The 25,338-nt window shown below is 51.0% G+C and carries 25 protein-coding genes and 1 rRNA gene; 8 read left to right on the top strand and 18 right to left on the bottom strand.

The window, feature by feature from the left end:
* Positions 1-123: 123 nt before the first annotated feature.
* The 13 genes from ACSBQN_RS17085 to asnC form a co-directional block, all read right to left on the bottom strand.
* Entirely contained in the window at positions 124-549 is a 426-nt protein-coding gene (locus ACSBQN_RS17085) for a F0F1 ATP synthase subunit epsilon (RefSeq protein WP_004236731.1), read from the bottom strand.
* Positions 550-570: 21 nt separating this feature from the next.
* Positions 571-1,953: a F0F1 ATP synthase subunit beta gene (gene atpD / locus ACSBQN_RS17080; protein WP_024473722.1), complete on the bottom strand. Its 1,383-nt coding sequence runs from the start codon at positions 1,951-1,953 to the stop codon at positions 571-573.
* Positions 1,954-1,988: 35 nt separating this feature from the next.
* Positions 1,989-2,852 (bottom strand): F0F1 ATP synthase subunit gamma, encoded by an 864-nt coding sequence (gene atpG, locus ACSBQN_RS17075; protein WP_004240209.1) that lies wholly within the window; start codon positions 2,850-2,852, stop codon positions 1,989-1,991.
* Positions 2,853-2,905: 53 nt separating this feature from the next.
* The gene (gene atpA / locus ACSBQN_RS17070; RefSeq protein ID WP_004236735.1) at positions 2,906-4,447 is read right to left on the bottom strand and encodes a F0F1 ATP synthase subunit alpha; all 1,542 of its coding nucleotides are present in this window, start codon (positions 4,445-4,447) and stop codon (positions 2,906-2,908) included.
* Between the two features lie 14 nt (positions 4,448-4,461).
* Positions 4,462-4,995 (bottom strand): F0F1 ATP synthase subunit delta, encoded by a 534-nt coding sequence (gene atpH, locus ACSBQN_RS17065; RefSeq protein WP_004236736.1) that lies wholly within the window; start codon positions 4,993-4,995, stop codon positions 4,462-4,464.
* Between the two features lie 12 nt (positions 4,996-5,007).
* On the bottom strand, positions 5,008-5,478 hold the full coding sequence (atpF, locus tag ACSBQN_RS17060; RefSeq protein WP_024473723.1) for a F0F1 ATP synthase subunit B: 471 nt from the start codon (positions 5,476-5,478) through the stop codon (positions 5,008-5,010).
* A 58-nt stretch (positions 5,479-5,536) separates the two neighbouring features.
* The gene (gene atpE / locus ACSBQN_RS17055) at positions 5,537-5,776 is read right to left on the bottom strand and encodes a F0F1 ATP synthase subunit C (protein ID WP_000429386.1); all 240 of its coding nucleotides are present in this window, start codon (positions 5,774-5,776) and stop codon (positions 5,537-5,539) included.
* A 48-nt stretch (positions 5,777-5,824) separates the two neighbouring features.
* On the bottom strand, positions 5,825-6,649 hold the full coding sequence (atpB, locus tag ACSBQN_RS17050) for a F0F1 ATP synthase subunit A (protein ID WP_004236738.1): 825 nt from the start codon (positions 6,647-6,649) through the stop codon (positions 5,825-5,827).
* 30 nt (positions 6,650-6,679) lie between these two features.
* A complete protein-coding gene (atpI, locus tag ACSBQN_RS17045; protein WP_004236739.1) occupies positions 6,680-7,057 on the bottom strand; it encodes a F0F1 ATP synthase subunit I in 378 nt (125 codons plus the stop codon).
* Between the two features lie 603 nt (positions 7,058-7,660).
* Positions 7,661-8,287 (bottom strand): 16S rRNA (guanine(527)-N(7))-methyltransferase RsmG, encoded by a 627-nt coding sequence (rsmG, locus tag ACSBQN_RS17040; RefSeq protein WP_024473724.1) that lies wholly within the window; start codon positions 8,285-8,287, stop codon positions 7,661-7,663.
* 3 nt (positions 8,288-8,290) lie between these two features.
* A complete protein-coding gene (gene mnmG / locus ACSBQN_RS17035; protein ID WP_262875652.1) occupies positions 8,291-10,180 on the bottom strand; it encodes a tRNA uridine-5-carboxymethylaminomethyl(34) synthesis enzyme MnmG in 1,890 nt (629 codons plus the stop codon).
* Positions 10,181-10,552: 372 nt separating this feature from the next.
* Positions 10,553-10,996 (bottom strand): FMN-binding protein MioC, encoded by a 444-nt coding sequence (gene mioC, locus ACSBQN_RS17030; RefSeq protein WP_004240215.1) that lies wholly within the window; start codon positions 10,994-10,996, stop codon positions 10,553-10,555.
* An 88-nt stretch (positions 10,997-11,084) separates the two neighbouring features.
* The gene (gene asnC, locus ACSBQN_RS17025) at positions 11,085-11,546 is read right to left on the bottom strand and encodes a transcriptional regulator AsnC (protein WP_004240216.1); all 462 of its coding nucleotides are present in this window, start codon (positions 11,544-11,546) and stop codon (positions 11,085-11,087) included.
* Positions 11,547-11,709: 163 nt separating this feature from the next.
* Between asnC and asnA the strand changes: the two genes are divergently transcribed.
* On the top strand, positions 11,710-12,702 hold the full coding sequence (asnA, locus tag ACSBQN_RS17020; protein WP_004240217.1) for an aspartate--ammonia ligase: 993 nt from the start codon (positions 11,710-11,712) through the stop codon (positions 12,700-12,702).
* A gap of 28 nt (positions 12,703-12,730) precedes the next feature.
* Here the strand turns inward: asnA and viaA are convergent, their stop codons facing one another.
* From viaA to ACSBQN_RS17005, 3 genes are all read right to left on the bottom strand, one after another.
* A complete protein-coding gene (gene viaA / locus ACSBQN_RS17015; protein ID WP_152713717.1) occupies positions 12,731-14,185 on the bottom strand; it encodes an ATPase RavA stimulator ViaA in 1,455 nt (484 codons plus the stop codon).
* Positions 14,179-15,705, bottom strand: coding sequence for an ATPase RavA (gene ravA, locus ACSBQN_RS17010; protein ID WP_354633042.1), 1,527 nt, complete (start codon positions 15,703-15,705; stop codon positions 14,179-14,181). Before ravA ends, viaA begins: the two co-directional genes overlap by 7 nt.
* Positions 15,706-15,864: 159 nt before the next feature.
* A complete protein-coding gene (locus ACSBQN_RS17005) occupies positions 15,865-16,440 on the bottom strand; it encodes a lytic polysaccharide monooxygenase (RefSeq protein ID WP_101924540.1) in 576 nt (191 codons plus the stop codon).
* 344 nt (positions 16,441-16,784) lie between these two features.
* Between ACSBQN_RS17005 and rbsD the strand changes: the two genes are divergently transcribed.
* The 6 genes from rbsD (at position 16,785) to rbsR (ending at position 22,613) form a co-directional block, all read left to right on the top strand.
* Positions 16,785-17,204, top strand: coding sequence for a D-ribose pyranase (gene rbsD / locus ACSBQN_RS17000; protein WP_004236749.1), 420 nt, complete (start codon positions 16,785-16,787; stop codon positions 17,202-17,204).
* Between the two features lie 7 nt (positions 17,205-17,211).
* Positions 17,212-18,717 carry a ribose ABC transporter ATP-binding protein RbsA gene (gene rbsA / locus ACSBQN_RS16995; protein ID WP_024473729.1) on the top strand — a complete coding sequence of 502 codons (1,506 nt, stop codon included), beginning with the start codon at positions 17,212-17,214 and terminating at the stop codon, positions 18,715-18,717.
* Positions 18,718-18,720: 3 nt separating this feature from the next.
* Positions 18,721-19,692, top strand: coding sequence for a ribose ABC transporter permease (gene rbsC / locus ACSBQN_RS16990; RefSeq protein WP_004236751.1), 972 nt, complete (start codon positions 18,721-18,723; stop codon positions 19,690-19,692).
* 33 nt (positions 19,693-19,725) lie between these two features.
* Positions 19,726-20,616, top strand: coding sequence for a ribose ABC transporter substrate-binding protein RbsB (gene rbsB / locus ACSBQN_RS16985; protein WP_337137352.1), 891 nt, complete (start codon positions 19,726-19,728; stop codon positions 20,614-20,616).
* A 64-nt stretch (positions 20,617-20,680) separates the two neighbouring features.
* Positions 20,681-21,607, top strand: a complete 927-nt coding sequence (gene rbsK, locus ACSBQN_RS16980) for a ribokinase (RefSeq protein WP_024473731.1) — start codon at positions 20,681-20,683, stop codon at positions 21,605-21,607.
* A gap of 4 nt (positions 21,608-21,611) precedes the next feature.
* The gene (gene rbsR / locus ACSBQN_RS16975) at positions 21,612-22,613 is read left to right on the top strand and encodes a ribose operon transcriptional repressor RbsR (RefSeq protein ID WP_368899936.1); all 1,002 of its coding nucleotides are present in this window, start codon (positions 21,612-21,614) and stop codon (positions 22,611-22,613) included.
* Here the strand turns inward: rbsR and mdtD are convergent.
* Positions 22,610-24,025: a multidrug transporter subunit MdtD gene (gene mdtD / locus ACSBQN_RS16970; RefSeq protein ID WP_024473733.1), complete on the bottom strand. Its 1,416-nt coding sequence runs from the start codon at positions 24,023-24,025 to the stop codon at positions 22,610-22,612. The two genes, rbsR and mdtD, sit on opposite strands and share 4 nt — an antisense overlap.
* Positions 24,026-24,078: 53 nt before the next feature.
* Positions 24,079-24,765 (bottom strand): FadR/GntR family transcriptional regulator, encoded by a 687-nt coding sequence (locus tag ACSBQN_RS16965; protein WP_024473734.1) that lies wholly within the window; start codon positions 24,763-24,765, stop codon positions 24,079-24,081.
* A gap of 492 nt (positions 24,766-25,257) precedes the next feature.
* On the opposite strand from ACSBQN_RS16965, the gene ACSBQN_RS16960 reads away from it, so the two are divergent.
* Positions 25,258-25,338: ribosomal RNA gene (locus tag ACSBQN_RS16960) — 16S ribosomal RNA — on the top strand; the annotation flags it as partial.

Below are 25,338 nucleotides of genomic sequence, written 5' to 3'. Positions count from 1 at the left end.
TCTGATCGCTCCTCTTTTAGAGTGCCAAGTAAACCTTTTTACACAAAAAAATACCACATATTTCGCAACGCAAAAAAGCCAGTCAGCGGATACTGACTGGCTTTTATATTTTAACTGCCTCGGTTACATCATCTTCTTGGCTAATTCGTCAATTACACGTAATTTTGCAATTGCTTTTGCCAGTTCGGCTGATGCCTGAGCATAATCCACGTCACCATGTGCTTTCCGGATGTTTTCTTCCGCGCGGCGTTTTGATTCCATCGCCAGTGCAGCATCCAGATCGTTTGCACGGATAGCCGTGTCCGCAAGTACGATAACGCCGTTTGGCTGTACTTCGAGCATTCCGCCTGAAAGGTAGATAAGCTCTTCTTCACCAAATTGCTTAACAATCCGTACCATGCCCGGTTTTATGGCAGTCAGCAGCGGGGTATGCATCGGGTAAATACCCAGCTCACCTTCACTGCCTGTCACCTGAATCTTCTGGACTAAGCCCTTAAACAGTTGTTTTTCGGCACTTACTACCGTCAGGTGAAACGTCATTGCAGACATATCAGCCTCCTGTCAACCGGATTAAATCTTCTTCGCTTTTTCCACAGCTTCTTCGATGGTACCAACCATGTAGAACGCCTGCTCCGGCAGATGATCGTAATCACCTTCCAGGATACCTTTAAAGCCACGGATAGTGTCTTTCAGGGAAACGAACTTACCCGGTGAACCGGTGAAGACTTCTGCCACGAAGAACGGCTGAGACAGGAAGCGCTGGATTTTACGGGCACGTGCAACAACCAGTTTATCTTCTTCTGACAGCTCATCCATCCCGAGGATTGCGATGATATCTTTCAGTTCCTGATAACGCTGGAGGATTGACTGTACGCCACGGGCAACATCGTAGTGCTCCTGACCAACAACGAGCGGGTCAAGCTGACGGCTGGTAGAATCCAGCGGGTCAACCGCAGGGTAGATACCCAGAGACGCAATCTGACGGCTCAGAACGACGGTCGCATCAAGGTGGGCGAACGTGGTTGCAGGAGACGGGTCAGTTAAGTCATCCGCAGGGACGTAAACGGCCTGTACAGACGTGATAGAGCCTGTTTTGGTCGATGTGATACGTTCCTGAAGCACACCCATTTCTTCCGCCAGTGTCGGCTGGTAACCTACCGCTGAAGGCATACGGCCTAACAGCGCGGATACTTCAGTACCGGCAAGGGTATAACGGTAGATGTTATCAACGAACAGCAGTACGTCGCGGCCTTCATCACGGAATTTTTCCGCCATGGTCAGACCGGTCAGAGCAACGCGCAGACGGTTTCCCGGTGGCTCGTTCATCTGGCCGTACACGAGTGATACTTTGTCCAGAACGTTGGAGTCTGTCATTTCATGATAGAAGTCGTTACCTTCACGGGTACGCTCACCGACCCCTGCGAATACAGAGTAACCGGAGTGCTCGATCGCGATGTTACGGATCAGTTCCATCATGTTTACGGTTTTACCCACACCCGCACCACCGAACAGACCGACTTTACCACCCTTCGCGAACGGGCAGATCAGGTCCATTACTTTGATACCTGTTTCCAGCAGTTCCTGGGAGTTAGACAGTTCTTCGTATGTTGGTGCAGCACGGTGAATAGACCATTTTTCTTCTGCGCCGATGTCACCTTTCATATCGATCGGATCACCCAGAACGTTCATGATACGTCCTAAGGTTTTCACGCCGACAGGGACTTCGATCGGGTGGCCTAAATCGGTTACTTCCAGATTACGGCTCAGACCATCAGATGTACCCATAGCGATACAACGGACAACCCCGCCGCCTAACTGCTGCTGAACTTCCAGCACCAGCTTTTCATTACCATTTTTTACCTCAAGCGCATCGTACACTTTCGGTACTGCATCCTGAGGAAATTCGACGTCCACAACGGCGCCGATAACCTGGATGATTTTTCCAGTAGCCATCTTGAATCCTCTACGTAATTCGTAAAACCCGGGTGTTAAACCGCGGCAGCACCGGACACAATCTCGGTGAGTTCTTGTGTAATGCTTGCCTGACGCGCTTTGTTGTAAACTAAATTCAGCTCTTTGATCATGTTACCGCCGTTATCAGTTGCAGCTTTCATTGCAACCATACGGGCGGCCTGCTCACTGGCCAGGTTTTCCACAACGCCCTGGTATACCAGCGCTTCGATGTAGCGCCGTAAAAGGGAATCCAGTAACGCTTTAGGATCAGGTTCGTATAAATAATCCCAGGTTTTCTTCTTCAGGTTTTCGTCATCACTTGGCGGTAACGGCAGAACCTGAACAATGGTCGGAACCTGAGACATGGTATTCACAAACCGGTTAGTTACAATGTACAGCTTGTCAAGACGACCTTCGTCGTAGGCCTGAAGCATGACTTTTACCGAACCGATAAGGTCAGCCAGCGACGGGTCATCCCCCATGCCGGTTACCTGAGCAACCACATTCCCGCCCACAGAGGAGAAGAATGATGTTGCTTTGGACCCGATCAGAGCCAGATCAGTCTGAACACCTTTGTCAGACCAGTCTTTCATTTCGACAATCAGCTTCTTGAACAAGTTAATGTTCAAACCACCACACAAACCACGGTCGGTAGAAACAACCAGGTACCCGACACGCTTAACCTCGCGTTCTTCGAGGTATGGATGTTTATATTCCAGATTACCTAATGCAATGTGACCAATCACACTGCGGATGGTCTCTGCATAAGGACGGCTGGCCGCCATGCGGTCCTGCGTTTTACGCATTTTGGACGCCGCGACCATTTCCATCGCTTTAGTGATCTTCTGCGTATTTTGTACGCTGGCGATCTTAGAACGTATCTCTTTTGCGCCGGCCATTTGCTCTCCTCATGAACCAGACGGCCTGTACTGTTCACACAGGCCGTTTAGTATTACCAGGACTGAGTTGCCTTGAAGGTATCGAGCACGTTTTTCAACTTCGCTTCGATATCATCGTTATAGCTACCCGTCTGGTCGATTTCTTTCAGAAGATCAGCATGTTCACGAGTGGCGTAGCCAATCAGAGCAGCTTCAAACGGCACGACTTTCGAAATTTCGATATCTTCCAGGTAACCACGCTCAGCTGCATACAGTGACAGAGACTGTTGTGCCACTGACATTGGTGCATACTGTTTCTGTTTCAGCAACTCAGTAACTTTCTGACCGTGGTCAAGCTGTTTACGGGTTGCATCATCAAGGTCAGATGCGAACTGTGAGAACGCCGCCAGTTCACGATACTGTGCCAGAGCGGTACGGATACCACCGGACAGTTTTTTCATGATCTTGGTCTGTGCTGCACCACCCACACGGGATACGGAGATCCCCGGGTTAACCGCAGGACGGATACCGGCGTTGAACAGCGCGGATTCCAGGAAGATCTGACCATCAGTGATGGAGATAACGTTAGTCGGAACGAACGCTGATACGTCCCCTGCCTGCGTTTCGATGATTGGCAGCGCGGTCAGAGAACCGGTTTTGCCTTTCACTTCACCCTTGGTAAACGCTTCCACATATTCCGCGTTAACACGCGCAGCACGTTCCAGCAGACGGGAGTGCAGATAGAAAACGTCACCAGGATATGCTTCACGTCCAGGCGGACGACGGAGCAGCAGGGAGATCTGACGGTAAGCAACCGCTTGTTTTGACAGGTCATCATAAATGATTAACGCGTCTTCACCACGGTCACGGAAGTATTCACCCATTGCACAACCGGAATACGGCGCCAGGTATTGCAGTGCCGCAGATTCAGACGCACTCGCGACCACAACGATTGTGTTGGCCAGCGCATTGTGCTCTTCTAATTTACGGACAACGTTAGCAATAGTGGACGCTTTCTGACCAATTGCGACGTAAATACATTTGATGCCGGAATCACGCTGGTTGATGATTGCATCGATTGCCAGTGCGGTTTTACCGGTCTGACGGTCACCGATAATCAGCTCACGCTGACCACGGCCGATTGGAATCATCGCATCGACAGACTTATAACCGGTCTGTACAGGCTGATCAACGGACTGACGGTCGATAACACCCGGTGCGATAACTTCGACAGGTGAGAAACCATCGTGCTCAACCTGGCCTTTACCATCGATAGGCTCACCCAGGGTGTTGACCACACGGCCTAACAGGCCACGGCCAACCGGCACTTCCAGAATACGACCGGTACATTTGACTTTCATGCCTTCTGCCAGGTCGGCATAAGGACCCATCACAACCGCACCAACAGAGTCGCGCTCCAGGTTCAGTGCGATAGCATAACGGTTGCCCGGCAGAGAGATCATCTCACCCTGCATAACTTCGGCTAAACCGTGGATACGAATGATACCGTCGTTGACGGAGACAATCGTACCTTCGTTGTGAGCTTCACTCACGACATTGAACTGAGCAATGCGCTGCTTGATCAGTTCGCTGATTTCGGTGGAATTCAGTTGCATATGCTCCAGTCCCCTTAAGACTGCAAGACGTCGGTTAAACGCTCGAGTCGATTGCGAATGCTGTTGTCGATGACAAGGTCACCGGCGCGCAATACAAACCCCGCGATAACTGACTTATCAATTTTGCAATTCAGCTTAACTTTGCGTGACAGACGTTTTTCCATCGCTGCAGAAATTTTCGCCAGCTGCTGTTCATTGAGTTCGCCGGCTGAAGTGACTTCAACCTCAACAGTTGACTCCAGCGCAGCCCGCAGTGTTGCGAACTGACGGCTAACTTCCGGCAGGGTCACTAAGCGACCATTCTCAGCCATGATACGAACCAGGTTCTGAACATGCTCGTCAATCTGCTCACCGCAAACAGTGATAAACGCCTGAGCCAGGGTTTCCGGAGCAAAAGAACCGGAAATCAGATCGTCGATCTGCTCATTGCGTGTCACTTCAGCGGCAAATGCCAGCATATCCTGCCATTTTTCAACGGCCCGGTTTTCCACAGCAAAGTCAAAAGCTGCTTTGGCGTAGGGGCGAGCTACAGTAACGATTTCTGACATGCCCCACCCTCCTTACAGTTCAGCGACAAGTTTATCAACGATGTCGCTGTTAGCAGCTTCATCCACGGAACGTTCAATAATTTTCTCGGCACCCGCGACAGCTAAAATGGCGACCTGTTTACGTAACTCTTCACGAGCACGTTTGCGTTCGGCGTCAATTTCCGCCTGCGCCTGTGCTACGATTTTGCTACGCTCAACTTCCGCTTCTGCTTTTGCCTCATCGATGATCTGAGCGCGTTGTTTATTCGCTTGATCGATCAGGGCAGATGCTTCCGCTTTCGCTTTTTTCATTTGGTCGGTCGCATTGGCTTGCGCTAAGTCCAGGTCCTTTTTAGCACGTTCTGCGGAAGATAAACCGTCAGCAATTTCTTTCTGACGCTTTTCAATGGCCGCCATGATCGGTGGCCATACATACTTCATACAGAACAAAACAAACAGGACAAACGCGATGGCCTGGCCGAGGATTGTTGCGTTAAGATTCACAGCACAATACCTCTTTATCTAATTGAGTTGATGTAAATATCCGGGAGTGGGCGTATCACTACGCAACCGCAAACATTACATACAAGCCCAGACCCACAGCAATCATCGGGATGGCGTCAACCAGACCCATTACGATGAAGAACTGAGTACGCAGCAGAGGGATTAAATCCGGCTGGCGTGCAGCGCCTTCTAAAAATTTCCCACCGAGGATGCCGATACCGATCGCAGCACCGATAGCCGCCAGGCCCATCATTACAGCGGCAGCCATGTACAGCAGATCCATATTCAGGTTTTCCATGACAGTCTCCAGTTTGTTTCAGTTAAATCACAGTTATTGGTAATAAAATTAATGCTCTTCAGACGCCATCGACAGATAGACGATCGTCAGAACCATGAAAATAAAGGCTTGTAACGTAATAATCAGTATGTGGAAAATCGCCCACGGAAGGCTCAGTAACCATTGTGACCACCACGGTAGCAGACCTGCAATAAGAATGAAGATCAGCTCACCTGCATACATGTTCCCAAACAGTCGCAGACCGAGGGAAACAGGTTTTGACAGCAGGCTTACCCCTTCCAGAATCAGGTTGACAGGAATGAATAACGGATGATTAAAAGGCTGTAATGTCAGCTCTTTTGCAAATCCTTTCACGCCTTTCATCTTGAAGCTGTAAAAGAGGATAAGAACGAATACACCAATCGCCATCGACAGTGTGATACTTACGTCTGCGGTCGGAACGATACGCAGCGCAGGTAAACCGAGGATGTGTTCACCGATATACGGAATGAAGTCGATTGGTAATAAGTCCAGTGCGTTCATCAGCAGCACCCACACGAACACAGTTAATGCGAGAGGTGCAATAACCTTGCTCTTGCCGTGATACATATCACGGACGTTGCTGTCAACGAAGCCGATAAGCATTTCTACCGCAGTCTGAAATTTCCCGGGAACGCCACTTGTCGCTTTCTTTGCCACCCTTCTGAAAAGCCATAAAAAGAAAATACCTAATACGACTGAGAAGAAAAGGGAGTCAATGTTCAGCGTCCAAAAAGATGGAGTCGCGTTCGCATGGGGATTGACCAACTCGAAAGTATTCAGGTCCAGCTGAAGGTTATTCAGGTGGCCACCGATATACTCTTTTGTGGTTAAACTTTCTCCTGATGCAGACATGATGCCTCTTACCCTTTGTTGTTAAAACCGCTAACCGCTTAGCACGGCCGGTGCGATAATCTGCACGAAAAGCACCGCTAAATAGGTCAAGACCAGTGGTGCAACTGCCGCTTTAAACACTCCTAAAGCAATCATCAGTATCGCTATCGCGAAGATAACTTTAAACCCTTCCCCTACCACAAAAAACCATGCAATCCGGTACGACTGCGGTTCCTCATGCGCTTTCTGCCGGTTACTGATCAGCAAAAAAATCGCATTCGGTATCCATGCGGCAACTCCCCCGGCCAGCGCGGAAGCACCCCACTCGATACTTTTTATGCAAAAAAGCGCACTAAGAACAACAAACGTCATAAACTGCAAAAACAACAGTTTTTTGGTCAATTTTCCGTTGAAAAGGGAGACAGACATGACATTTAGTTTCTCCGTGTGCACCTTCCGGGGTCAGGCTTACTGAATGATGTATAAAACTGCCTTTGAGCGAGAGTGTCAAGAGACAAAAACGTGCAAATTATACGGGCAGCCAGATTGTTTTCAATCAATAAGTAGCGAAAAAGTGAATAAAAATTTAATTTCTTTGCCGCCGCCACAAATCGTACAAAAAATAGAGTTTACCCTACCTCGGAATACGACGTGCAACTCATTTCTGAAACGTGACAAAAATCACATAACATAAAATACATTAGTTGAATTAACATTTTATAGCGATCAGCGGTTGTAAAAATAGCAATATCTATCAACCAGTTAATCAAAAAAATAAACATTTAACTGATATTTACAGATTAATTTTAAATAAAATAAATAATTTTGAAATAATGCGTTATCAGTAAAAACGATCCGGCATGAAATTTTTCGCAGATAAACTTACCTGAAAGTAACCAATCTGCCGTTGTCACTTTGTAACGGCCCCGTTACGCATTTTATTTTCGTCTCCGGCAAAACAAAGGGACGGTGCAGAAAATGCGCTGACTCCGTCCCCTTAAAAATATTTCTGTTTTTTGACGTACAGCAAACTCAATTTGCTTTAAGAATCACCAGATGGCGCTGCTCGTCAAGTTGCGGCACGACCAGTTTTTCGACACTGACGAGAGAAATCCCCTCCGGTAACCGGGTTAATTCCTCTTCCGGCACACTGCCTTTCAGTGCAAAAAAGCGCCCGGTTTCCGGTACCGGCAGGTGATGACACCAGCTGAGCATATCATCCAGTGATGCAAATGCACGACTGATAACCCCGTCAAATGGTTCACCCTGATACTCTTCCACGCGGCTCTGAACCGGTTCGATGTTGCCCAGCCCCAGTTCATGCTGTACCTGTTTCAGGAAGCGTACACGCTTACCCAAGCTGTCGAGCAGGACAAAGTGAGAGTCCGGGCGGACAATCGCCAGCGGCACGCCGGGAAGCCCCGGGCCGGTGCCGACATCAATAAACCGGCTGCCGGTCAGGTGCGGTTCCACCACGATACTGTCCATGATATGGCGCACCAGCATCTGTTCCGGCTGGCGGACAGACGTCAGGTTATAGGCTTTGTTCCATTTGTGAAGCATCTCCACATAACCGGTCAGTTGTTGTTTCTGCTGATCGGTCAGCCGGATATCCGCACTGCGCAGCAGCGCGGAAAGTTGTTGCTGTAAATCACTCATCCGTTACGCACTCCGCCGCAGAAGGCCCTGCTTTTTCAGCCAAACCAGCAGGATAGAGATAGCAGCCGGTGTGATACCGGAGATCCGCGATGCCTGGCCGATAGAGGTCGGTTTGTGGTCGTTGAGTTTTGCCACCACTTCGTTGGAAAGCCCGCTCACCTGTTTGTAATCGAGATCAACAGGCAGTGTCGCGTTCTCATTACGCAGCTGGCGCTGAATTTCGTCCTGCTGACGGGAGATATAGCCTTCGTATTTCACCTGGATTTCCACCTGCTGTGCCGCAGCCGGTGAATCAACCCCCGGTGCAAAATCACTCAGGGTCATCAGACGGTTGTAGTCCATTTCCGGACGGCGCAGAAGATCTTCCCCGGTCGCTTCTTTGGAGAGAGGCGTGTTCAGGATCGCGTTGATCTCTTTCACGCTTTCGGACTGCGGGTGTACGCGAATATCTCTCAGGCGCTGACGTTCTTTCTCTATCAGCTCCATTTTTTCACTGAAGTGTGCCCAGCGCGCGTCATCCACCAGCCCCAGTTTGCGGCCGGTTTCTGTCAGACGGGCATCTGCGTTGTCTTCACGCAGCATCAGACGGTATTCAGCCCGTGAGGTAAACATCCGGTACGGTTCTTTGGTACCGAGTGTGCACAGGTCGTCCACCAGCACGCCGATATACGCCTGATCACGGCGCGGGAACCAGCCTTCCTGATCGGCAGAATAGCGGGCGGCGTTCAAACCGGCCAGCAGCCCCTGAGCGGCCGCTTCTTCGTAACCGGTGGTGCCGTTGATTTGTCCGGCAAAGAACAGGCCGTGCAGGTATTTGCTTTCCAGGGTCTGTTTCAGGTCACGCGGGTCAAAGAAATCATACTCGATAGCATAACCGGGACGCATAATACGCGCGTTTTCCATGCCTTTCATCGAGTGAACAATCTGCATCTGCACATCAAACGGTAAGCTGGTGGAGATACCGTTCGGGTAAATTTCATTGCTGGTCAGCCCTTCCGGCTCCAGGAAGATCTGATGCTGGTTACGATCCGCAAAGCGCATCACTTTGTCTTCAATGGACGGGCAGTAACGCGGACCGATCCCTTCGATCACACCGGCGTACATCGGGCTGCGATCGAGGTTATTACGGATCACCTCATGGGTTTTTTCATTGGTGTACGTGATATGGCACGGCATCTGTTCAGGATGCTCATCCGCACTCCCCATGAAGGAGAATACCGGCATCGGGTTGTCACCGAATTGTGGTGTCAGCTGAGCAAAATCGATGGTCCGGGCGTCAATACGCGGCGGTGTCCCTGTTTTCAGGCGGCCGACACGCAGCGGCAGTTCCCGCAGACGGTGTGACAGTGAGACGGACGGCGGATCACCGGCACGGCCGCCGCTGTAGTTTTCCAGCCCGATATGAATTTTTCCGTCCAGGAATGTCCCGACAGTCAGTACAACCGATTTGGCTCTGAATTTCAGTCCCATCCGGGTCACTGCACCGGTAACGGTATCGTTTTCAACGATAAGATCTTCTACCGGCTGCTGGAAAATCATCAGGTTAGGCTGGTTTTCCAGTGCTGTGCGCACTGCCAGACGGTAAAGCACGCGGTCAGCCTGAGCACGGGTGGCATGAACTGCCGGTCCTTTGCTGGCATTCAGGGTTCTGAACTGAATACCGGCACGGTCAGTGGCATGTGCCATCAGTCCGCCGAGTGCATCGATCTCTTTAACCAGATGTCCCTTACCGATCCCACCGATAGCAGGGTTGCAGGACATCTGACCCAGAGTGTCGATATTGTGAGTCAGTAAAAGTGTTTGACGGCCCATACGTGCCGCTGCCATTGCAGCTTCAGTACCGGCGTGGCCACCGCCGATAACAATGACGTCAAAATGATCCGGATAAAACATGTTAAACCTTCATTACAAAATGCAGTAGCGCATCGGGGGAGAGAATATAACTCAACTCTTGCCGTCTGACCATGAGCGGTAAAGACGCAGGTAATTATATAAAGATCTTTTTATTTAAAGATCTCTTTATTAGATCTTTTATTAGGATCGCGATCCTCTGTGGATAAGTGTTAAATCCCCATAAAGATCATAAAACTGTAAAGGATCATTTCCTGTGAAGTACCGTTGATCCTGTTCAGTATAAGCTGGGATCAAAACGGGTACTTATTCACAGGGCCTGACGGAGAGTGATCTTATACAGTGAATAACTACGGGTTGATCGCAAGTTGATCCCCGAGTTATCCACAGTTGATTGCTGTTTTTATCAGCAAATCAGAGTAAATTTTTCCATTCTTCGATCCAGATCTCAGCCGGATCTTCAGGAATCTCGTGTTTCTGAATATCAATTTCGAGTGACTGACCGATTTTTTTCGCACCCAGAGAGGTGAGCAGAGCATCCAGTGTACGAACTGCACCACAGAAGGTGTCATATTCACTGCTGCCGATCCCGATGGCACCGTAACGGACGGAACTGAGATCAGGCTGCTGCTCACGCAGGGCATCAGCGAACGGCTGTATATTTTCGGGGAGATCACCGGCACCGTGAGTGGAGGTGACAATTAACCAGGTACTGTCCTGCTGCGGTACATCGTCCGCTTCCGGCCCGTGTTGCACATCCGTGGTAAAACCGGCGTTTTCCAGGATTTCGGCAACATGCTCGGCAACATATTCTGCGCTGCCCATGGTACTGCCGGTAATGAGAGTAACTGTGGTCATGGTGATCCCCTGCTGTAAAGAGCCGCTATTGTACGCTGTGAAACAGCTGGGATCTACCTGTGGATAATGTGGTTATAAGAATTTTTTCTTACGGGCGGATCGTCCGTATGATCGGGTTCTGTAAGGAGATCAGGGTTTCAGTGGACTGTATCTCATCAATACTCTGGATCTTGTTGATAAGTACGTCCTGCAGAGATTCTATCGTTTTACACATCACCTTTATAAAGATGCTGTACTGCCCGGTGGTGTAATAGACTTCCACCACTTCATCCAGCTTATCGAGTTTCTTGAGGGCGGCCGGGTAATCTTTGGCGCTTTTCAGGATGATGCCGATAAAGCAGGTCACATCAAATCCCAGCTGTTTTTCACTGATATCCACCCGGGTGCCGGTAATGATACCTGCCTGCTTCATTTTCTCGACCCGGACATGGATCGTACCGGGACTGACGGCAAATTTTTTCGCTAATTCAGCGTAAGGTGTGCGGGCATTCGCCATTAAAGCGTGAAGTATGTCACGGTCCAGATTGTCGATCTGATAAATTTCGGCCATTTTATGTCCCTTAAATTAACGAAAATTCATTTTTAGTATCATAAAAATGAATTTTATAAATAGCAAAGGGTATTTTTGATAAAGGATATTGAATTTATACCCCATTCTGTTGCTTAATCTATTTCACAGGCAATACATGTTCCGCATATCAAGGATTATTATCATGGAAAAATCATTCATCCGACAGCAGCAGCAAATCAGCTTCGTGAAGTCTTACTTCTCACGTCTGCTGGAAAAACAACTGGGCCTTATTGAAGTCCAGGGGCCAATCTTAAGCCGTGTGGGTGATGGTACTCAGGATAATTTATCCGGCAGCGAGAAAGCGGTTCAGGTGAAAGTTAAATCATTGCCGGGCTCAACCTTTGAAGTCGTGCATTCACTGGCTAAATGGAAACGCAAAACCTTAGGGCGTTTTGATTTTCAGCCGGGTCAGGGTCTGTACACCGACATGAAAGCGTTGCGTCCTGATGAGGATCGCTTAACCCCAATCCATTCTGTTTATGTTGATCAGTGGGACTGGGAAAAAGTGATGGCAGATGAGGAGCGTACGCTGCCTTATCTGAAGCAGACAGTGAGTAAAATATATCAGACAATAAAAGAAACAGAACTTGCAGTAAGTAAGGAATTTGGTCTGACACCGTTCCTGCCGGACCAAATTCATTTTATTCACTCTGAAGAACTGCTTGCACGCTACCCGGACCTGGATGCCAAAGGCCGTGAGCGCGCCATCGCGAAAGAACTGGGTGCCGTCTTCTTAATCGGCATCGGCGGTAAATTATCTCATGGTGAGTCCCATGATGTCCGTGCACCGGATTATGATGACTGGACCACTGAGAACAGTGACGGCTACAAAGGGCTGAACGGGGATATCCTCGTGTGGAACCCGGTACTGCAGGATGCGTTCGAGTTATCCTCAATGGGGATCCGTGTCGACCCGGTCACCCTGGCGCGTCAGCTGGATCTGACCGGTCAGCAGGTACGGATGGAGCTGGACTGGCACAAATCGCTGGCAGCCGGTGAAATGCCGCAGACTATCGGGGGCGGGATCGGCCAGTCACGTCTGGTGATGTTACTGCTCCAGCGCAGTCATATCGGCCAGGTACAATGCAGTGTGTGGGCACCGGAAGTGCGCGAAACCATCACTGATATGCTGTAATACACTGTTGTACGGTGAGCCCGGAGGCTCACCGCCTGAAACGGCGCAACAGACGATTTTTTAAGCCGGTATCAAAACGCCAGATGTGATCAAAAATCCGCATGATACCGGGCTTTCCGTAATGGGACAGGGCTACCGCATGGAAGCGGTGTTTTCCCTGCTGCTGCGAACGTTTTACCTGCTTCACCACCTCATCCGGCAGCCGCTGGGCAATAAAGTCAGACATTACCACCACATCCGCATCACGCCACTGCGGCGTTTCCAGCCGTTTTGCCGCTTCTGTCAGACAGGACGCCAGGTCTGTTCCACCTTTAAAACTCTGAAGCAGAAAGCGGGTCATCTGCTCGATGCCGTCCGGGCCGAGAAAATCATAATGCACCTGTTCAGTGGAAAAGAGCATGACATGGCACTGCCGGTTATCGGCCATAGCGATTTTGACCAGCGCGAGACAAAATGCTTTGGCGCAGCGCTCATTAAAACCGCCCATCGAGCCGGAAGTATCGATACAGATAATGAAGGGACCGCGCGGCTGCTTTTCATCTTTATGATGAACGATCGGCCGCATCACCTGCCGCTCCTGCCAGTGATCGCCCTGTAACCGGTAGGTGTATAACTGTTTCTCGGCCAGCTTCCGGTAAAATTCCAGCTCCAGACCGCTGATACCGAGTAACGCCAACTCGGCGGGCAGAAGACGCAGCACATCATCACTCAGCCCGACCCCGCTGACTTCTTCCGGGGTCTGATCCGGCACCAGTTCGGTAATGGTGACCGGCTCTGTCACTGCACTGTCCTGAGGAACGGATTTTGCCGTCTGGCTGCGCCCCAGCAGTGAGGCCAGTTTTTCCAGTTCCGGCTGGGATTTTAAAAACTCGCTGTAACGAAGCAGGAGATCGTCCGACGGGCCGGGGGATTTCAGTGATCCTTTCGCCAGATCCCATAACTTACCGGAAGCCTGCTCATTTTCACTGATCAGCGGATCAAGATTACCGCTCAGCGCCAGGTGTTGCTGAAGTTCGGCGAGGAGCTGTTCTTTTTCCTGCTCCAGAATCTCTTTGTGATAGGTGGTGACCTGTAAAATCAGGCTGAGACGCCAGCGCTGATTGAATAATATCTGATGGGAGGTGGTTTCCTGCTCATCTCTGTGCAGGCGGTGTGCTTCCGGCGAGAACGGCGAGTTTATATCCTCCAGCGCTTTGAGGATCTCCGGCAGCAGGCGGTAAAATTCTGTCCTGTCTGCAGCGGTGCTTTTCTGGTAAAGACGGAACTCATCTGCCAGGGCGGCCGGAACCAGCGCCTCTTTCACCCGTTCTTCCAGCGATTTCCGCCATGACGGCATATCAGTCAGCACCGCACGGCGTAACCGCGGATGCTTTTCAAAAAACCAGGCCAGTTGCGGAGCGGCCAGCAGTGTCAGCAGGATCTCCTCAATGAGTTCCCCTTCATTAACTGCCAGCGCCAGATCCAGTGCTGAAAGACTTAACACGGAGTGCTGCTCATTTGCTGAGTCAGTTTATCGAGGCGTTCTGCCACCGGCAGAAAGCTTTCCTCTATCTGCGCTATCCAGTCATCACTGACAAACAGGGCGGGCTGATGCTGTGCAAACAGCTGGCGCTGCTGTACCAGTGTCTGGCGTATCACCGAAAGTTTATCCAGCCAGATTTGCTTCTGCGCCTCTGTCATCCGGCTTTCGGTACCCGCCGGGAACAGGGTGCTGCTGCGCAGACTGACATCACGCAGTTCCAGAAGGCCGTTATCATTCACGGCGGCGGAAACAGACTGGGTAAAGCCGATACCGTTGAGTTTTGCCGCAATGTTCCCTCCTTTATCAAAGACGCCTTTATCAAAGAAGGTATCAAAAGCACTACGCTCAATAGTCACATGAGTGACAGTCATATCATGTAATGTCAGCGGGTTATGTAAAAAGAGGGTGACCGGGCCGGGCGGCAGCGTATCCGGCAGAGCGTAACTGACTTTGCGTCCGAAACGGGCACTGCTGCGGATCACACTGAAGGCATCCCGCTGTTGCTGAGTCTGCGTTTCCAGGATCCATTCCTGATAATATTTTTCCAGTTTCAGTAACAGGCTGCGCTGCTGATAGGCCTGTTCACACATCAGTTGTGTCAGCAGTTGCGGAACGGATTTCAGTGAGGCGGAATCATGCCACAGGCAATCTTTCAGCAAGATCAGGTCAAGAGGCGTGATACTGCTGTGGTCGTTGAAAAACGCACTGGCCTGTAACAGCCGCAGTGCCTTTTTCCAGCGCCGGTCTGAGATATACGGCGCGTTATCCAGCCGCTCAATCTGCTGACGCAGCTGATAAATCAGTTCAAATATCTGATCGGTCAGCACAACACGGTCAATTTCTTCCTGCCACTGATGATATTCCTCATCGGTTACCTGCAGATGCGCGGGGATCTGTTCATCCGATGCTCTCGGTGTGCTGATAAGCATAGCGCGGAAGCTCTGTTTCTCCTGTAACTTATCCAGCCATAAGCGGATCAGCATCCGGTCATAGAGTGCTTCCAGGCTGCTGTCGTTGTCCGGCAGTTCGTTGGAGGCGGCCACCAGCAGCCGCATCGGAATAGGGCTTTCGCTGTCGCCGTTGCGGTATTTACGTTCGTTAATCGCAGTCAGCAGGGTGTTGAGGATAGCGGGACCCGCTTTCCAGATTTCGTCGAGAAACACGATTTCCGCATCCGGCAGGTATCCCTGCGTGATGCGCTGGTATTTCCCTTCATCTTTCAGGGCCGCAATGGAGAGCGGACCGAAGATCTCCTCCGGGGTGGAGAAGCGGGTCATCAGATACTCAAAAGCACGGGCGTCACTGAAAATCAGTTTCATGCGTCGTGCGATCATGCTTTTGGCAATTCCCGGCGGGCCGAGCAGAAAAACACTTTCCCCGCTGAGGGTGGCCAGTAAGCAGAGCCGGATGGCGTGCTGTCGTTCATACAGCCCGGATTCCAGGTGGCGGCTCAGCCGGGCGATACGTTCAGAACGTTGCATGGGACTCCCGTGAATTTACTGATGCAGTTTCTGCGTTTATAAACTAAAAAAGCTACCGCGTTTACTGCGTAAAATCACGTTTCTTCTGCTTTTTGCGCAAATGGTGATAAAAAAATTGCCGGGGATACCGGCAATGCTGTTAATCAGTAAAACAGAATATCAGTCAAACCGGACATCAATCACCTGATAGAAACTGTTGGCGGTATCCGCGATTTCCCATACACCGTAAATAACCTGATAGCCGCTCCGTTCCGGAATGGTGCACTGATGTGTCACTGTCTGCGGCGGAACCTGATTTTTATCGTCATAACTACAGAATGGTTCGGGTTCAAATGATGCCCGGGTCAGCGGGGCTCCCGGCTGCCAGTCCGGCCTGGTGATGTAGTAACGCCAGTTACGGGTTTTGTGGGCGGCTGTTATTTTCCAGGTGAACATGGCGGTTCCCGGTTTTACCGTTATCTGATGCCAGTTATCACCGGGGGTATCGAGTGGCAGAAAACGCTCAATACCACCGCTGGCAAGCCGGCCGTCCGGCGGGAATTTTCCGTCCGGAAATCCGGAGAATGTTTCAATACTTTGTGGTTCCCATTGGGCGGAGCCACACATTGCAGCGGGATTTTTACCGTCACGGCAATTTGCTGCCCGTGAGGCCGGTTCAGTGATATAGCCGTGAGCAAACGCCTGAGAAGTCAGTAAACAGAAAAGTATGCCGGCAAATGCCGTTTTTTTCATCATAAGAAGATCTCCGGTATGAGAGGGGAAAATCAACATAACAACACCGGGATATGTTCTGTTATGTCATAACTTATCAGTGGTGTAACAGAGTGATAAAAAATCCGGGATATCCGGGAGGAGAACCGGTGATTTCAGGGGGGAAGTTGCCGGATCACCGGCATTTTTCTGCCGGTATAATTGAATCCATTCAGCTATAACTCATTCAATCAGTTAGCTTTTTCATTTAACATATTCTTAAGCGAAACGTTTCGATCACCATCACATTTTTTATGGATGAACATTGAGTTTTCCCGTATTTTTCCTACCATAGTTTAAAAGCGAAACGTTTCGCTCAGGAGGATTTTATGAAGAAAGGGGCTTTACTGAACGGTGATGTCTCCGCGGTTATCGCGCGTCTGGGTCATACCGACCATATTACTGTTGCTGATGCCGGGCTGCCAATCCCGCCCGCCACGCCACGTATTGATCTGGCGTTAACTCAGGGTGTGCCTGATTTTATGTCGGTGTTTAAAGTCATCACGCAGGAGATGCAGGTGGAAGCCGCACTGATGGCGGAAGACATCCAGACACATAACAGTGAGCTGCACGATGCCATCGTGGCACATCTGAAAGCGCTGGAATTACAGCAGGGTAATGTGATTCAGATTCAGTATGTGACTCACGCCTCTTTCAAGTTACAGACACAAAACAGCCGTGCCGTGATCCGGACCGGTGAGTGCACACCGTTTGCCAATGTGATGCTGTTCTCCGGCGTTACATTCTGAGGTGTCTATGGAACCGTTACTTGAACTCAAAGGTATCGATAAAGCTTTCCCGGGTGTGAAAGCCTTATCCGGTGCCGCCCTGCGGGTTTATCCCGGCAGAGTGATGGCGCTGGTCGGAGAGAACGGCGCCGGCAAATCCACCATGATGAAAGTGCTGACCGGGATCTATAAAAAAGACGCCGGTCAGATTCTGTTTCTGGGGCAGGAGCGTCAGTTTACGGGGCCGAAGTCGTCGCAGGAAGCCGGTATCGGGATTATTCATCAGGAACTGAACCTGATCCCGGAACTGACGATTGCAGAAAACATTTTCCTCGGCCGCGAGTTTACCGGCCGTTTCGGTAACATTGACTGGAAAAAAATGTATGCCGAGGCGGATAAATTACTGGCCCGTCTGAATCTCACTTACAGCAGTCACCGGCTGGTGGCGGAACTGTCCATCGGCGATCAGCAGATGGTGGAAATCGCCAAGGTGCTCAGTTTTGAGTCGAAAGTCATCATTATGGATGAACCGACAGATGCACTGACAGACACCGAAACCGAATCGCTCTTCAGTGTGATCCGCGAGCTGCGTGAGCAGGGTTGCGGGATTGTCTATATCTCTCACCGTCTGAAAGAGATTTTTGAGATTTGTGATGACGTGACGGTGTTTCGCGACGGCCAGTTTATCGGTGAAAAACCGGTATCTGACCTGACAGAGGATAGCCTGATTGAAATGATGGTCGGGCGTAAGCTGGAAGATCAGTATCCGCGTCTGACTCTGCCGCGCGGCAAAGAGAAGCTGGTGGTAAAAAACCTGTGCGGCCGCGATGTGCATGATGTCAGTTTCACGTTGCATGAGAATGAAATTCTAGGCGTTTCCGGGCTGATGGGCGCCGGGCGTACCGAACTGATGAAAATCATTTACGGCGCAATGGCAAAAACCGGCGGAACGGTTGAAATGGACGGCAAAGCCTGCCAGATAAACTCGCCGAAAGCCGGGCTTGATAACGGCATCGTGTATATCTCAGAAGACCGTAAACGCGATGGTCTGGTGCTGGGGATGTCAGTAAAAGAGAACATGTCTCTGACGGCGCTGCCGTATTTCAGCAGTAAAACCGGATGCCTTAATCATAAAGAAGAGCATCTGACTGTCAGTGATTTTATTCAGCTGTTCAATATCAAAACCCCGGGCATGGATCAGATAATCGGGTTCTTATCCGGCGGTAATCAGCAGAAAGTGGCAATTGCACGCGGTCTGATGACGCGGCCGAAAGTCCTGATCCTCGATGAACCGACACGCGGTGTGGATGTCGGGGCGAAGAAAGAGATTTATCAGCTGATCAACAAATTTAAACAGGAAGGCCTGAGTATCATCCTTATTTCATCGGAAATGCCGGAAGTAATGGGGATGAGTGACCGGATTCTGGTCATGCACGAAGGACGGATAAGCGGGGAGTTTGCCGCGGAAAACGTCACTCAGGAAGCATTAATGGCCGCCGCAGTCGGCAAACAATATGGCGCAGGGCAGGAGTAAGATATGCGTACAGATTCAACCCCGGCGTCAAAACGCTGGTTTTCCAAAGAATGGCTGCTTGAGCAGAAATCACTGATCGCGCTGCTGATCCTGATTGTGATTGTCTCCATGATCAGCCCGAACTTTTTTACCCTGAATAACCTGTTCAATATTCTCCAGCAGACCTCTGTTAACGCCATTATGGCGGTGGGGATGACACTGGTGATCCTGACCTCCGGGATTGACCTGTCTGTCGGTTCTCTGCTGGCACTGACCGGTGCGGTGGCGGCCTCCATGGTGGGTGCGGATGTTAACGCCATTGTTGCTGTCGCAGGTGCGCTGGCACTGGGGGCGGCTATCGGCGGTGTGACCGGGGTGATTGTCGCGAAAGGGAAAGTGCAGGCTTTTATCGCCACGCTGGTGATGATGCTGTTACTGCGCGGTGTGACCCGTGTGTATACCGACGGCAGCCCGATCAGCACCGGATTCAGTGATAACGCCGATGTATTCAGCTGGTTTGGTATCGGCCGTCTGTTTGGTATTCCGGCACCGGTCTGGCTGATGATTGTCGTTTTCGCGGCGGCCTGGTATCTGCTGCACCACACCCGCCTGGGCCGTTATATCTATGCGCTGGGCGGTAATGAATCCGCCACCCGCCTGTCCGGTATTAATGTCGATAAAATCAAAATCATTGTTTACGCCCTCTGTGGTCTGCTGGCGGCATTAGCCAGTGTGATTGAAGTGGCGCGTTTATCGTCCGCACAGCCGATGGCCGGTAACGGTTATGAGCTGGATGCGATTGCGGCGGTGGTACTCGGCGGCACCAGTCTCGCCGGGGGTAAAGGCCGTATTATGGGCACCCTGATCGGGGCGCTGATTTTAGGTTTTCTGAACAACGCGCTGAATCTGCTGGGGATCTCCTCCAACTACCAGATGATTGTTAAAGCGGTTGTGATTTTGCTGGCTGTACTCGTTGATAACAAAAGCAGTAAATAATCCACTTACCCGAATCCTGCAAGGAACAGAAACATGAAACTGAAAAAGATTGCGACCCTTTTCTCCGTTGTTGCACTGAGCGCCACTATCAGCGCCAATGCACTGGCAAAAGAGTCCATTGCCCTGGTTATCTCCACACTGAATAACCCGTTCTTTGTCACCATGAAAGACAGTGCACAGAAAGAAGCGGATAAACTCGGTTACGACCTGGTGGTTCTGGATTCCATGGATAACCCGGCGAAAGAACTGGCTAACGTGCAGGATCTGACCGTGAAAGGCACCAAACTGATGCTGATTAACCCGACAGACTCTGATGCGGTCGGTAACGCCGTGATCCTGGCCAACAAAGCTAATATCCCGGTTATCACCCTGGACCGTGTTGCCAATAAAGGTGAAGTGGTCAGCCACGTTGCCTCTGATAACGTTCTCGGCGGCAAACTGGCCGGTGATTATATTGCCCGTAAAACCGGCGCGGATGCCAAAGTTATCCAGCTGGAAGGCATCACCGGGACTTCAGCTTCCCGTGAGCGCGGCGAAGGTTTCAAACAGGCGGTTGCTGAGCATAAAATGAATGTGCTGGCCAGCCAGCCGGCTGATTTCGACCGTACCAAAGGTCTGAACGTCATGCAGAACCTGCTGACTGCACATCCGACTGTTCAGGCAGTATTTGCCCAGAACGATGAAATGGCATTAGGTGCGCAGCGTGCATTGCAGACTGCAGGCCGTGATGATGTGCTGGTGGTCGGCTTCGACGGTACAGCTGACGGTATCAAAGCTGTGAAAGGCGGTAAACTGGGTGCAACCGTGGCACAGCGTCCTGACCAGATCGGTATCATTGGTATTCAGACAGCTGATAAAGTCCTGAAAGGCGAAAAAATCGACAAAACCATTCCGGTTGAGTTAGAACTGATTGTAAAAGACTAACGATATCAGCCTCCCCGGTACACCGTGCCGGGGAGTATTGTCAGTAATTAAGGAAATAAAGGTAATGACAACATCCCGTCTGACCGTTCTCGGCAGTATTAATGTCGATCATATTATGAATATTGCACAGTTCCCGGCACCCGGTGAAACGGTGATCGGTAAGCAATATCAGACAGCCTTCGGCGGCAAAGGCGCTAACCAGGCGGTGGCCTGCGGGCGCAGCGGTGCTGATATTACCTTTATTGCCTGTGTGGGGGATGATGCCATCGGCGCGGAAATCCTGGCGCAGCTGCAGCGCGACCGTATTCACACCGCCGCAGTCAGCGTGGTGCCGGAAGCGGCCACCGGCGTGGCGATGATCTTTGTTAATGAAGACGGTGAAAACGTCATCGGCATCAGTGCCGGTGCCAATGCCGCGCTGACACCGGAACATTTTGCGCCTTATAAAGGGCTTGTTGAACAATCTGATGCCCTGCTGATGCAGCTGGAGTCCCCGCTGGAAACGGTGATTGCCGCTGCACAGGCTGCGAAAAATCATCAGACCAGAGTGATCCTCAATCCGGCCCCGGCGCGGGAGTTACCGGACAGCCTGCTGAAGCTGGTGGATGTTATCACCCCGAATGAAACCGAAGCGGAAAAGCTGACCGGTATTTCTGTCAGTGATGAAACCGGCGCAGCCAGAGCGGCGCAGGTACTGCATGATAAAGGTATCGGACAGGTACTGATCACCCTGGGCAGCCGCGGTGTCTGGCTGAGCGTCAACGGTGAGGGCCGCCGGATCCCCGGCTTTAAAGTTAATGCGGTGGACACTATTGCAGCCGGCGATACCTTTAACGGCGCGTATGTCACGGCGCTGCTGGAAGGAAAACCGGCAGATGAAGCGGTGCGTTTTGCCCATGCCGCCGCCGCGATTGCTGTCACCCGCCGGGGTGCACAGCCATCGGTGCCGTGGCGCCGTGAAATAGATGCTTTCCTTGCGGAGCGTGGTTAAGACTGTGGCGACGATGAAAGATGTGGCACGGCTGGCGGGGGTATCCACCTCTACAGTCTCCCATGTCATCAACAATAACCGTTTTGTCAGTGACGGTGTGCGCAAGAAAGTAAATGATGCTATTGCCGAGCTGAACTATGCGCCGTCTGCACTTGCGCGCAGCCTGAAAATGAACCGCACAAATACCATCGGGATGCTGGTGACCACCAGTAATAACCCGTTTTATGCGGAAGTTGTCCGCGGCGTGGAACGCAGTTGCTACGAGCGCGGCTACAGCCTGATCCTCTGTAATACCGAAGGGGATCACAAACGGATGAACAGCAGCCTGGAAACCCTGCTGCAAAAGCGGGTGGATGGTCTGCTGCTGATGTGTACCGAGATAAAAGGCCCGTCAGCGGAGGTGTTCAGCCGCTATCCCCGTCTGCCGATGGTGATGATGGACTGGTCGCCGTTTGCATTCGGCGGGGATGTGATTCAGGACAACTCTTTCCTCGGCGGTGAAATCGCCACCAATCATCTGATCGAAAACGGTTTTACCCGGATTGCCTGTATTGCCGGACCGCTGGATAAATCGCCGGCGAAATCCCGTCTGGACGGTTTTTACCGGGCAATGGCGCAGGCCGGGCTGGATGTGCCGCCGGAGTATGTACTGGAAAGTGATTTTGAATTCAGCGGTGGTTTCAGTGCCATGAATCAGCTGCTTTCACTGCCGGTGCCGCCGCAGGCGGTATTTGCCGGTAACGATGCGATGGCGGTCGGTGCTTATCAGGCGATCTGGCAGAAAGGGTTGCGTATCCCGCAGGATATTGCGGTTATCGGTTATGATGATATTGACCTGGCTGCATTTCTCACCCCGCCGCTGACCACAATTCACCAGCCGAAAGATGAACTGGGCAAACTGGCGGTGGATAAGCTGCTGCGCCGTATGGATGACGCAGACGCGCCTTCTGATTTGCTGGTGCTGACCCCGGCACTGATAAACCGGGGCTCTGTTATCTGCGGTTAATGTGAGGCCGGGCTGTCTGAAGGGCGGGTTTTCTTCTTAATCATATTCCGCCCGTCAGTCCGGCTCAGGAACAGGAACACAAACGCCGACAGAATTGTCATCACCCCGACCGTTACAAAGGTCGCGTGGAAATTATCAACGATTGACCCCCAATCCTGAGACTCAAAATAGCGTAATACAGACGCACTCACCGCAATCCCGAAACTGATGGAAAGCTGCTGGGTCACAGCCAGCACACTGTTACCGGAACTGGCATTGTGCTCAGTCAGATCTGCGAGGGTAATGGTATTCATCGCGGTGAACTGGGTGGACATCGCCATGCCGAGAATAAACAGCGGCAGCACCAGCATGTAAATCGACATTCCCGGTGACTGGAAATAGAAAGAAGAAATGATTGCGCCGATCACCAGTGTGATTGCAAATAATGTCAGACGATAACCGTAGCGGCGCAGAATCTGCGTGACCGCCGATTTTGCCAGAATAGAGCCGATCGCCGTCGGTGCCATCATCATCCCTGCCACCACAGCGGGATAACCAAAACCAACCTGTAACATCAGCGGCATCAGAAACGGAATACAGCCGGTGCCGAGGCGCGTGGCAACGTTACCGGCGATCCCGACACTGAATGTCCGTGTGCGGAACAGACTCAGCGGAATAATCGGCGCAGAAATACGGCGGGCGTGCAGGGCATAGAAGGTCAGCAGCGCAAAACCGCTGCCCATCACCAGGAACGGCGTTGCCGCTGCCAGAGCATTATCCCCGAACAGATCCAGACTGACAGAAACAGAGACCAGCCCGGCACCGAGCAGGGCAAAACCGAGTGTATCAAAGCGGCGTTTCGGCATGGTGAAATCAGGCATATGGCGGATGGCGTAAATAATCCCCAGAATCCCGATAGGTATATTAATGATAAAAATCCAGTGCCAGGTGGCATAAGTCACCAGGATCCCGCCGAGCAGCGGCCCCAGCACCGGGCCGACCAATCCCGGAATGGTGACAAAGTTGAGAATCGGCAGCAGCTCGCTGCGCGGATAAGCCCGCAGCAGTGCCAGCCGGGCCACCGGCATCATCATTGCTCCGCCTATCCCCTGAATAATCCGTGACACCACCAGAAACGGCAGGTTAGGTGAAAAGGCACATAATAAAGAACCGAGAGAAAACAGAATCACCGCGATAATAAACACCCTGCGGGTACCGAAGCGGTCGGCCAGCCAGCCGCTGACCGGGATCAGCAGCGCCACTGTCAGTGTGTAACTGATAACAGCGGACTGCATCGCCAGCGGAGAGTGGTTCAGGCTTCTTGCTATATCCGGCAGAGCGGTGTTCAGAATGGTGGCATCAAGCGCCTGCATAAAGAACGCCATTGCGGCAATCCACGGCAGGCCCGCCATATTCCGGGCTGTTTTAAACATGTTTTCCCTTAATGCATTATCTCTGAATAGTCAGTAGTGTAACTATTACATATTCACACTTTACTCAACAACACCTGACATGCCTGACGGGCACGTTCTCCGTTCCCGTCGATAATGGCATCCACAATTTCTTTGTGGAGATCAATCTCAATAACCTGATTAGTGGTGATGGATTCAAAAAAGTTGTGATACACAAAATCGAATAAATTAGCGAAAGAGGAAAAGAACGGATTTCCGCACGCCTGATAAATAAGGTGGTGGAAGCGGTGATCAACGGTTATCCATTTATCCCGCTCAAAATGGGCGGATAATAAGGTCATCTCTTTTAACAGAAACGAGAGTGACTGCTTCTGATCTTTTCCGGCATTCATGGCGGCCAGTGCGCAAGCCTGGGGTTCAATCGCGGCGCGCAGCTCGCGGAAATACGTCAGTACCTGCCGGTGGTCTCCGCTGCTCAGCCACCACTTAATAAAGTCATGGTCGAGAAAATTCCAGCTTATCACCGGCATTACCCGTGTGCCGATGCGCGGGCGCGGTAAAACCATTCCTTTCGCCGCCAGCATTTTTACTGCCTCACGGACAGCGGTTCTGCTTACCCCGAACTGCTCCGCCAACTCAATCTCTCCCGGCAGAATAGACTCCGGCGGATACTTGCCGGATAAAATCTGCTGTCCCAGTTTTTCAGCCAGAAGATAAGACAGGTTCTTTTGTGACGCATTGAGTTGTTCTGAAAACTGCATTCTGATTCCTTGGCGTGATGCATTAACAAAGCGGGATAATGATATATAAGAAGCATTATGGGCATATTAATGACAAAACAGGCGAATAAAAGCTCAAATATACATGTTTTGTCTAAAAAAAACGCGAACAAACATTTTTTTCAAATAAACACTTGCGTGATCTCAGCGAGTGTCTATAATGCGCCCTCACTGACACGGAACAACACGCTGAGAGGCGCGCCGGCAGTAGAGGAAAGCGAAAAAAGTTGAAAAACAACGCTTGACTCAAAGGGGCTGGAAACGTAATATACGCAGCCTCGCAACAACGCAGAAGACCGGCAACGGCAGCGAAGGTTGCAATTGCTCTTTAACAATTTATCAGACAATCTGTGTGGGCACTCGCAGGACATATCACAAAAAATATATTTTTGAGAAGTCTTGAAGAGTGACCAATACAGCAGCTTAGCAATAAGCAGCAGTAAACAGTTTAATTCTTTGAGCATCAGACACTTTTAATTGAAGAGTTTGATCATGGCTCAGATTGAACGCTGGCGGCAGGCCTAACACATGCAAGTCGGGCGGTAACAGGGAGAA

Origin of the sequence: Morganella sp. B601, assembly GCF_051172335.1 — a bacterium.
GTDB lineage: Bacteria > Pseudomonadota > Gammaproteobacteria > Enterobacterales > Enterobacteriaceae > Morganella > Morganella morganii.
Note: the sequence above shows the minus strand (reverse complement) of the source record. Positions and strands in the feature narration are given on the sequence as shown.

Coding starts and splice junctions, on each gene's coding strand:
- ACSBQN_RS17005 (WP_101924540.1), bottom strand. CDS start 16,440: ATGATGAAAAAAACGGCATTTGCCGGCATACTTTTCTGTTTACTGACT.
- rbsK (WP_024473731.1), top strand. CDS start 20,681: ATGACAACATCCCGTCTGACCGTTCTCGGCAGTATTAATGTCGATCAT.
- mnmG (WP_262875652.1), bottom strand. CDS start 10,180: ATGTTTTATCCGGATCATTTTGACGTCATTGTTATCGGCGGTGGCCAC.
- rbsB (WP_337137352.1), top strand. CDS start 19,726: ATGAAACTGAAAAAGATTGCGACCCTTTTCTCCGTTGTTGCACTGAGC.
- rbsC (WP_004236751.1), top strand. CDS start 18,721: ATGCGTACAGATTCAACCCCGGCGTCAAAACGCTGGTTTTCCAAAGAA.
- ACSBQN_RS17085 (WP_004236731.1), bottom strand. CDS start 549: ATGTCTGCAATGACGTTTCACCTGACGGTAGTAAGTGCCGAAAAACAA.
- atpI (WP_004236739.1), bottom strand. CDS start 7,057: ATGTCTGTCTCCCTTTTCAACGGAAAATTGACCAAAAAACTGTTGTTT.
- rbsA (WP_024473729.1), top strand. CDS start 17,212: ATGGAACCGTTACTTGAACTCAAAGGTATCGATAAAGCTTTCCCGGGT.
- asnC (WP_004240216.1), bottom strand. CDS start 11,546: ATGGCCGAAATTTATCAGATCGACAATCTGGACCGTGACATACTTCAC.
- asnA (WP_004240217.1), top strand. CDS start 11,710: ATGGAAAAATCATTCATCCGACAGCAGCAGCAAATCAGCTTCGTGAAG.
- rbsD (WP_004236749.1), top strand. CDS start 16,785: ATGAAGAAAGGGGCTTTACTGAACGGTGATGTCTCCGCGGTTATCGCG.
- atpD (WP_024473722.1), bottom strand. CDS start 1,953: ATGGCTACTGGAAAAATCATCCAGGTTATCGGCGCCGTTGTGGACGTC.
- atpH (WP_004236736.1), bottom strand. CDS start 4,995: ATGTCAGAAATCGTTACTGTAGCTCGCCCCTACGCCAAAGCAGCTTTT.
- atpG (WP_004240209.1), bottom strand. CDS start 2,852: ATGGCCGGCGCAAAAGAGATACGTTCTAAGATCGCCAGCGTACAAAAT.
- ACSBQN_RS16965 (WP_024473734.1), bottom strand. CDS start 24,765: ATGCAGTTTTCAGAACAACTCAATGCGTCACAAAAGAACCTGTCTTAT.
- atpB (WP_004236738.1), bottom strand. CDS start 6,649: ATGTCTGCATCAGGAGAAAGTTTAACCACAAAAGAGTATATCGGTGGC.
- atpE (WP_000429386.1), bottom strand. CDS start 5,776: ATGGAAAACCTGAATATGGATCTGCTGTACATGGCTGCCGCTGTAATG.
- mioC (WP_004240215.1), bottom strand. CDS start 10,996: ATGACCACAGTTACTCTCATTACCGGCAGTACCATGGGCAGCGCAGAA.
- atpA (WP_004236735.1), bottom strand. CDS start 4,447: ATGCAACTGAATTCCACCGAAATCAGCGAACTGATCAAGCAGCGCATT.
- rsmG (WP_024473724.1), bottom strand. CDS start 8,287: ATGAGTGATTTACAGCAACAACTTTCCGCGCTGCTGCGCAGTGCGGAT.
- mdtD (WP_024473733.1), bottom strand. CDS start 24,025: ATGTTTAAAACAGCCCGGAATATGGCGGGCCTGCCGTGGATTGCCGCA.
- ravA (WP_354633042.1), bottom strand. CDS start 15,705: ATGCAACGTTCTGAACGTATCGCCCGGCTGAGCCGCCACCTGGAATCC.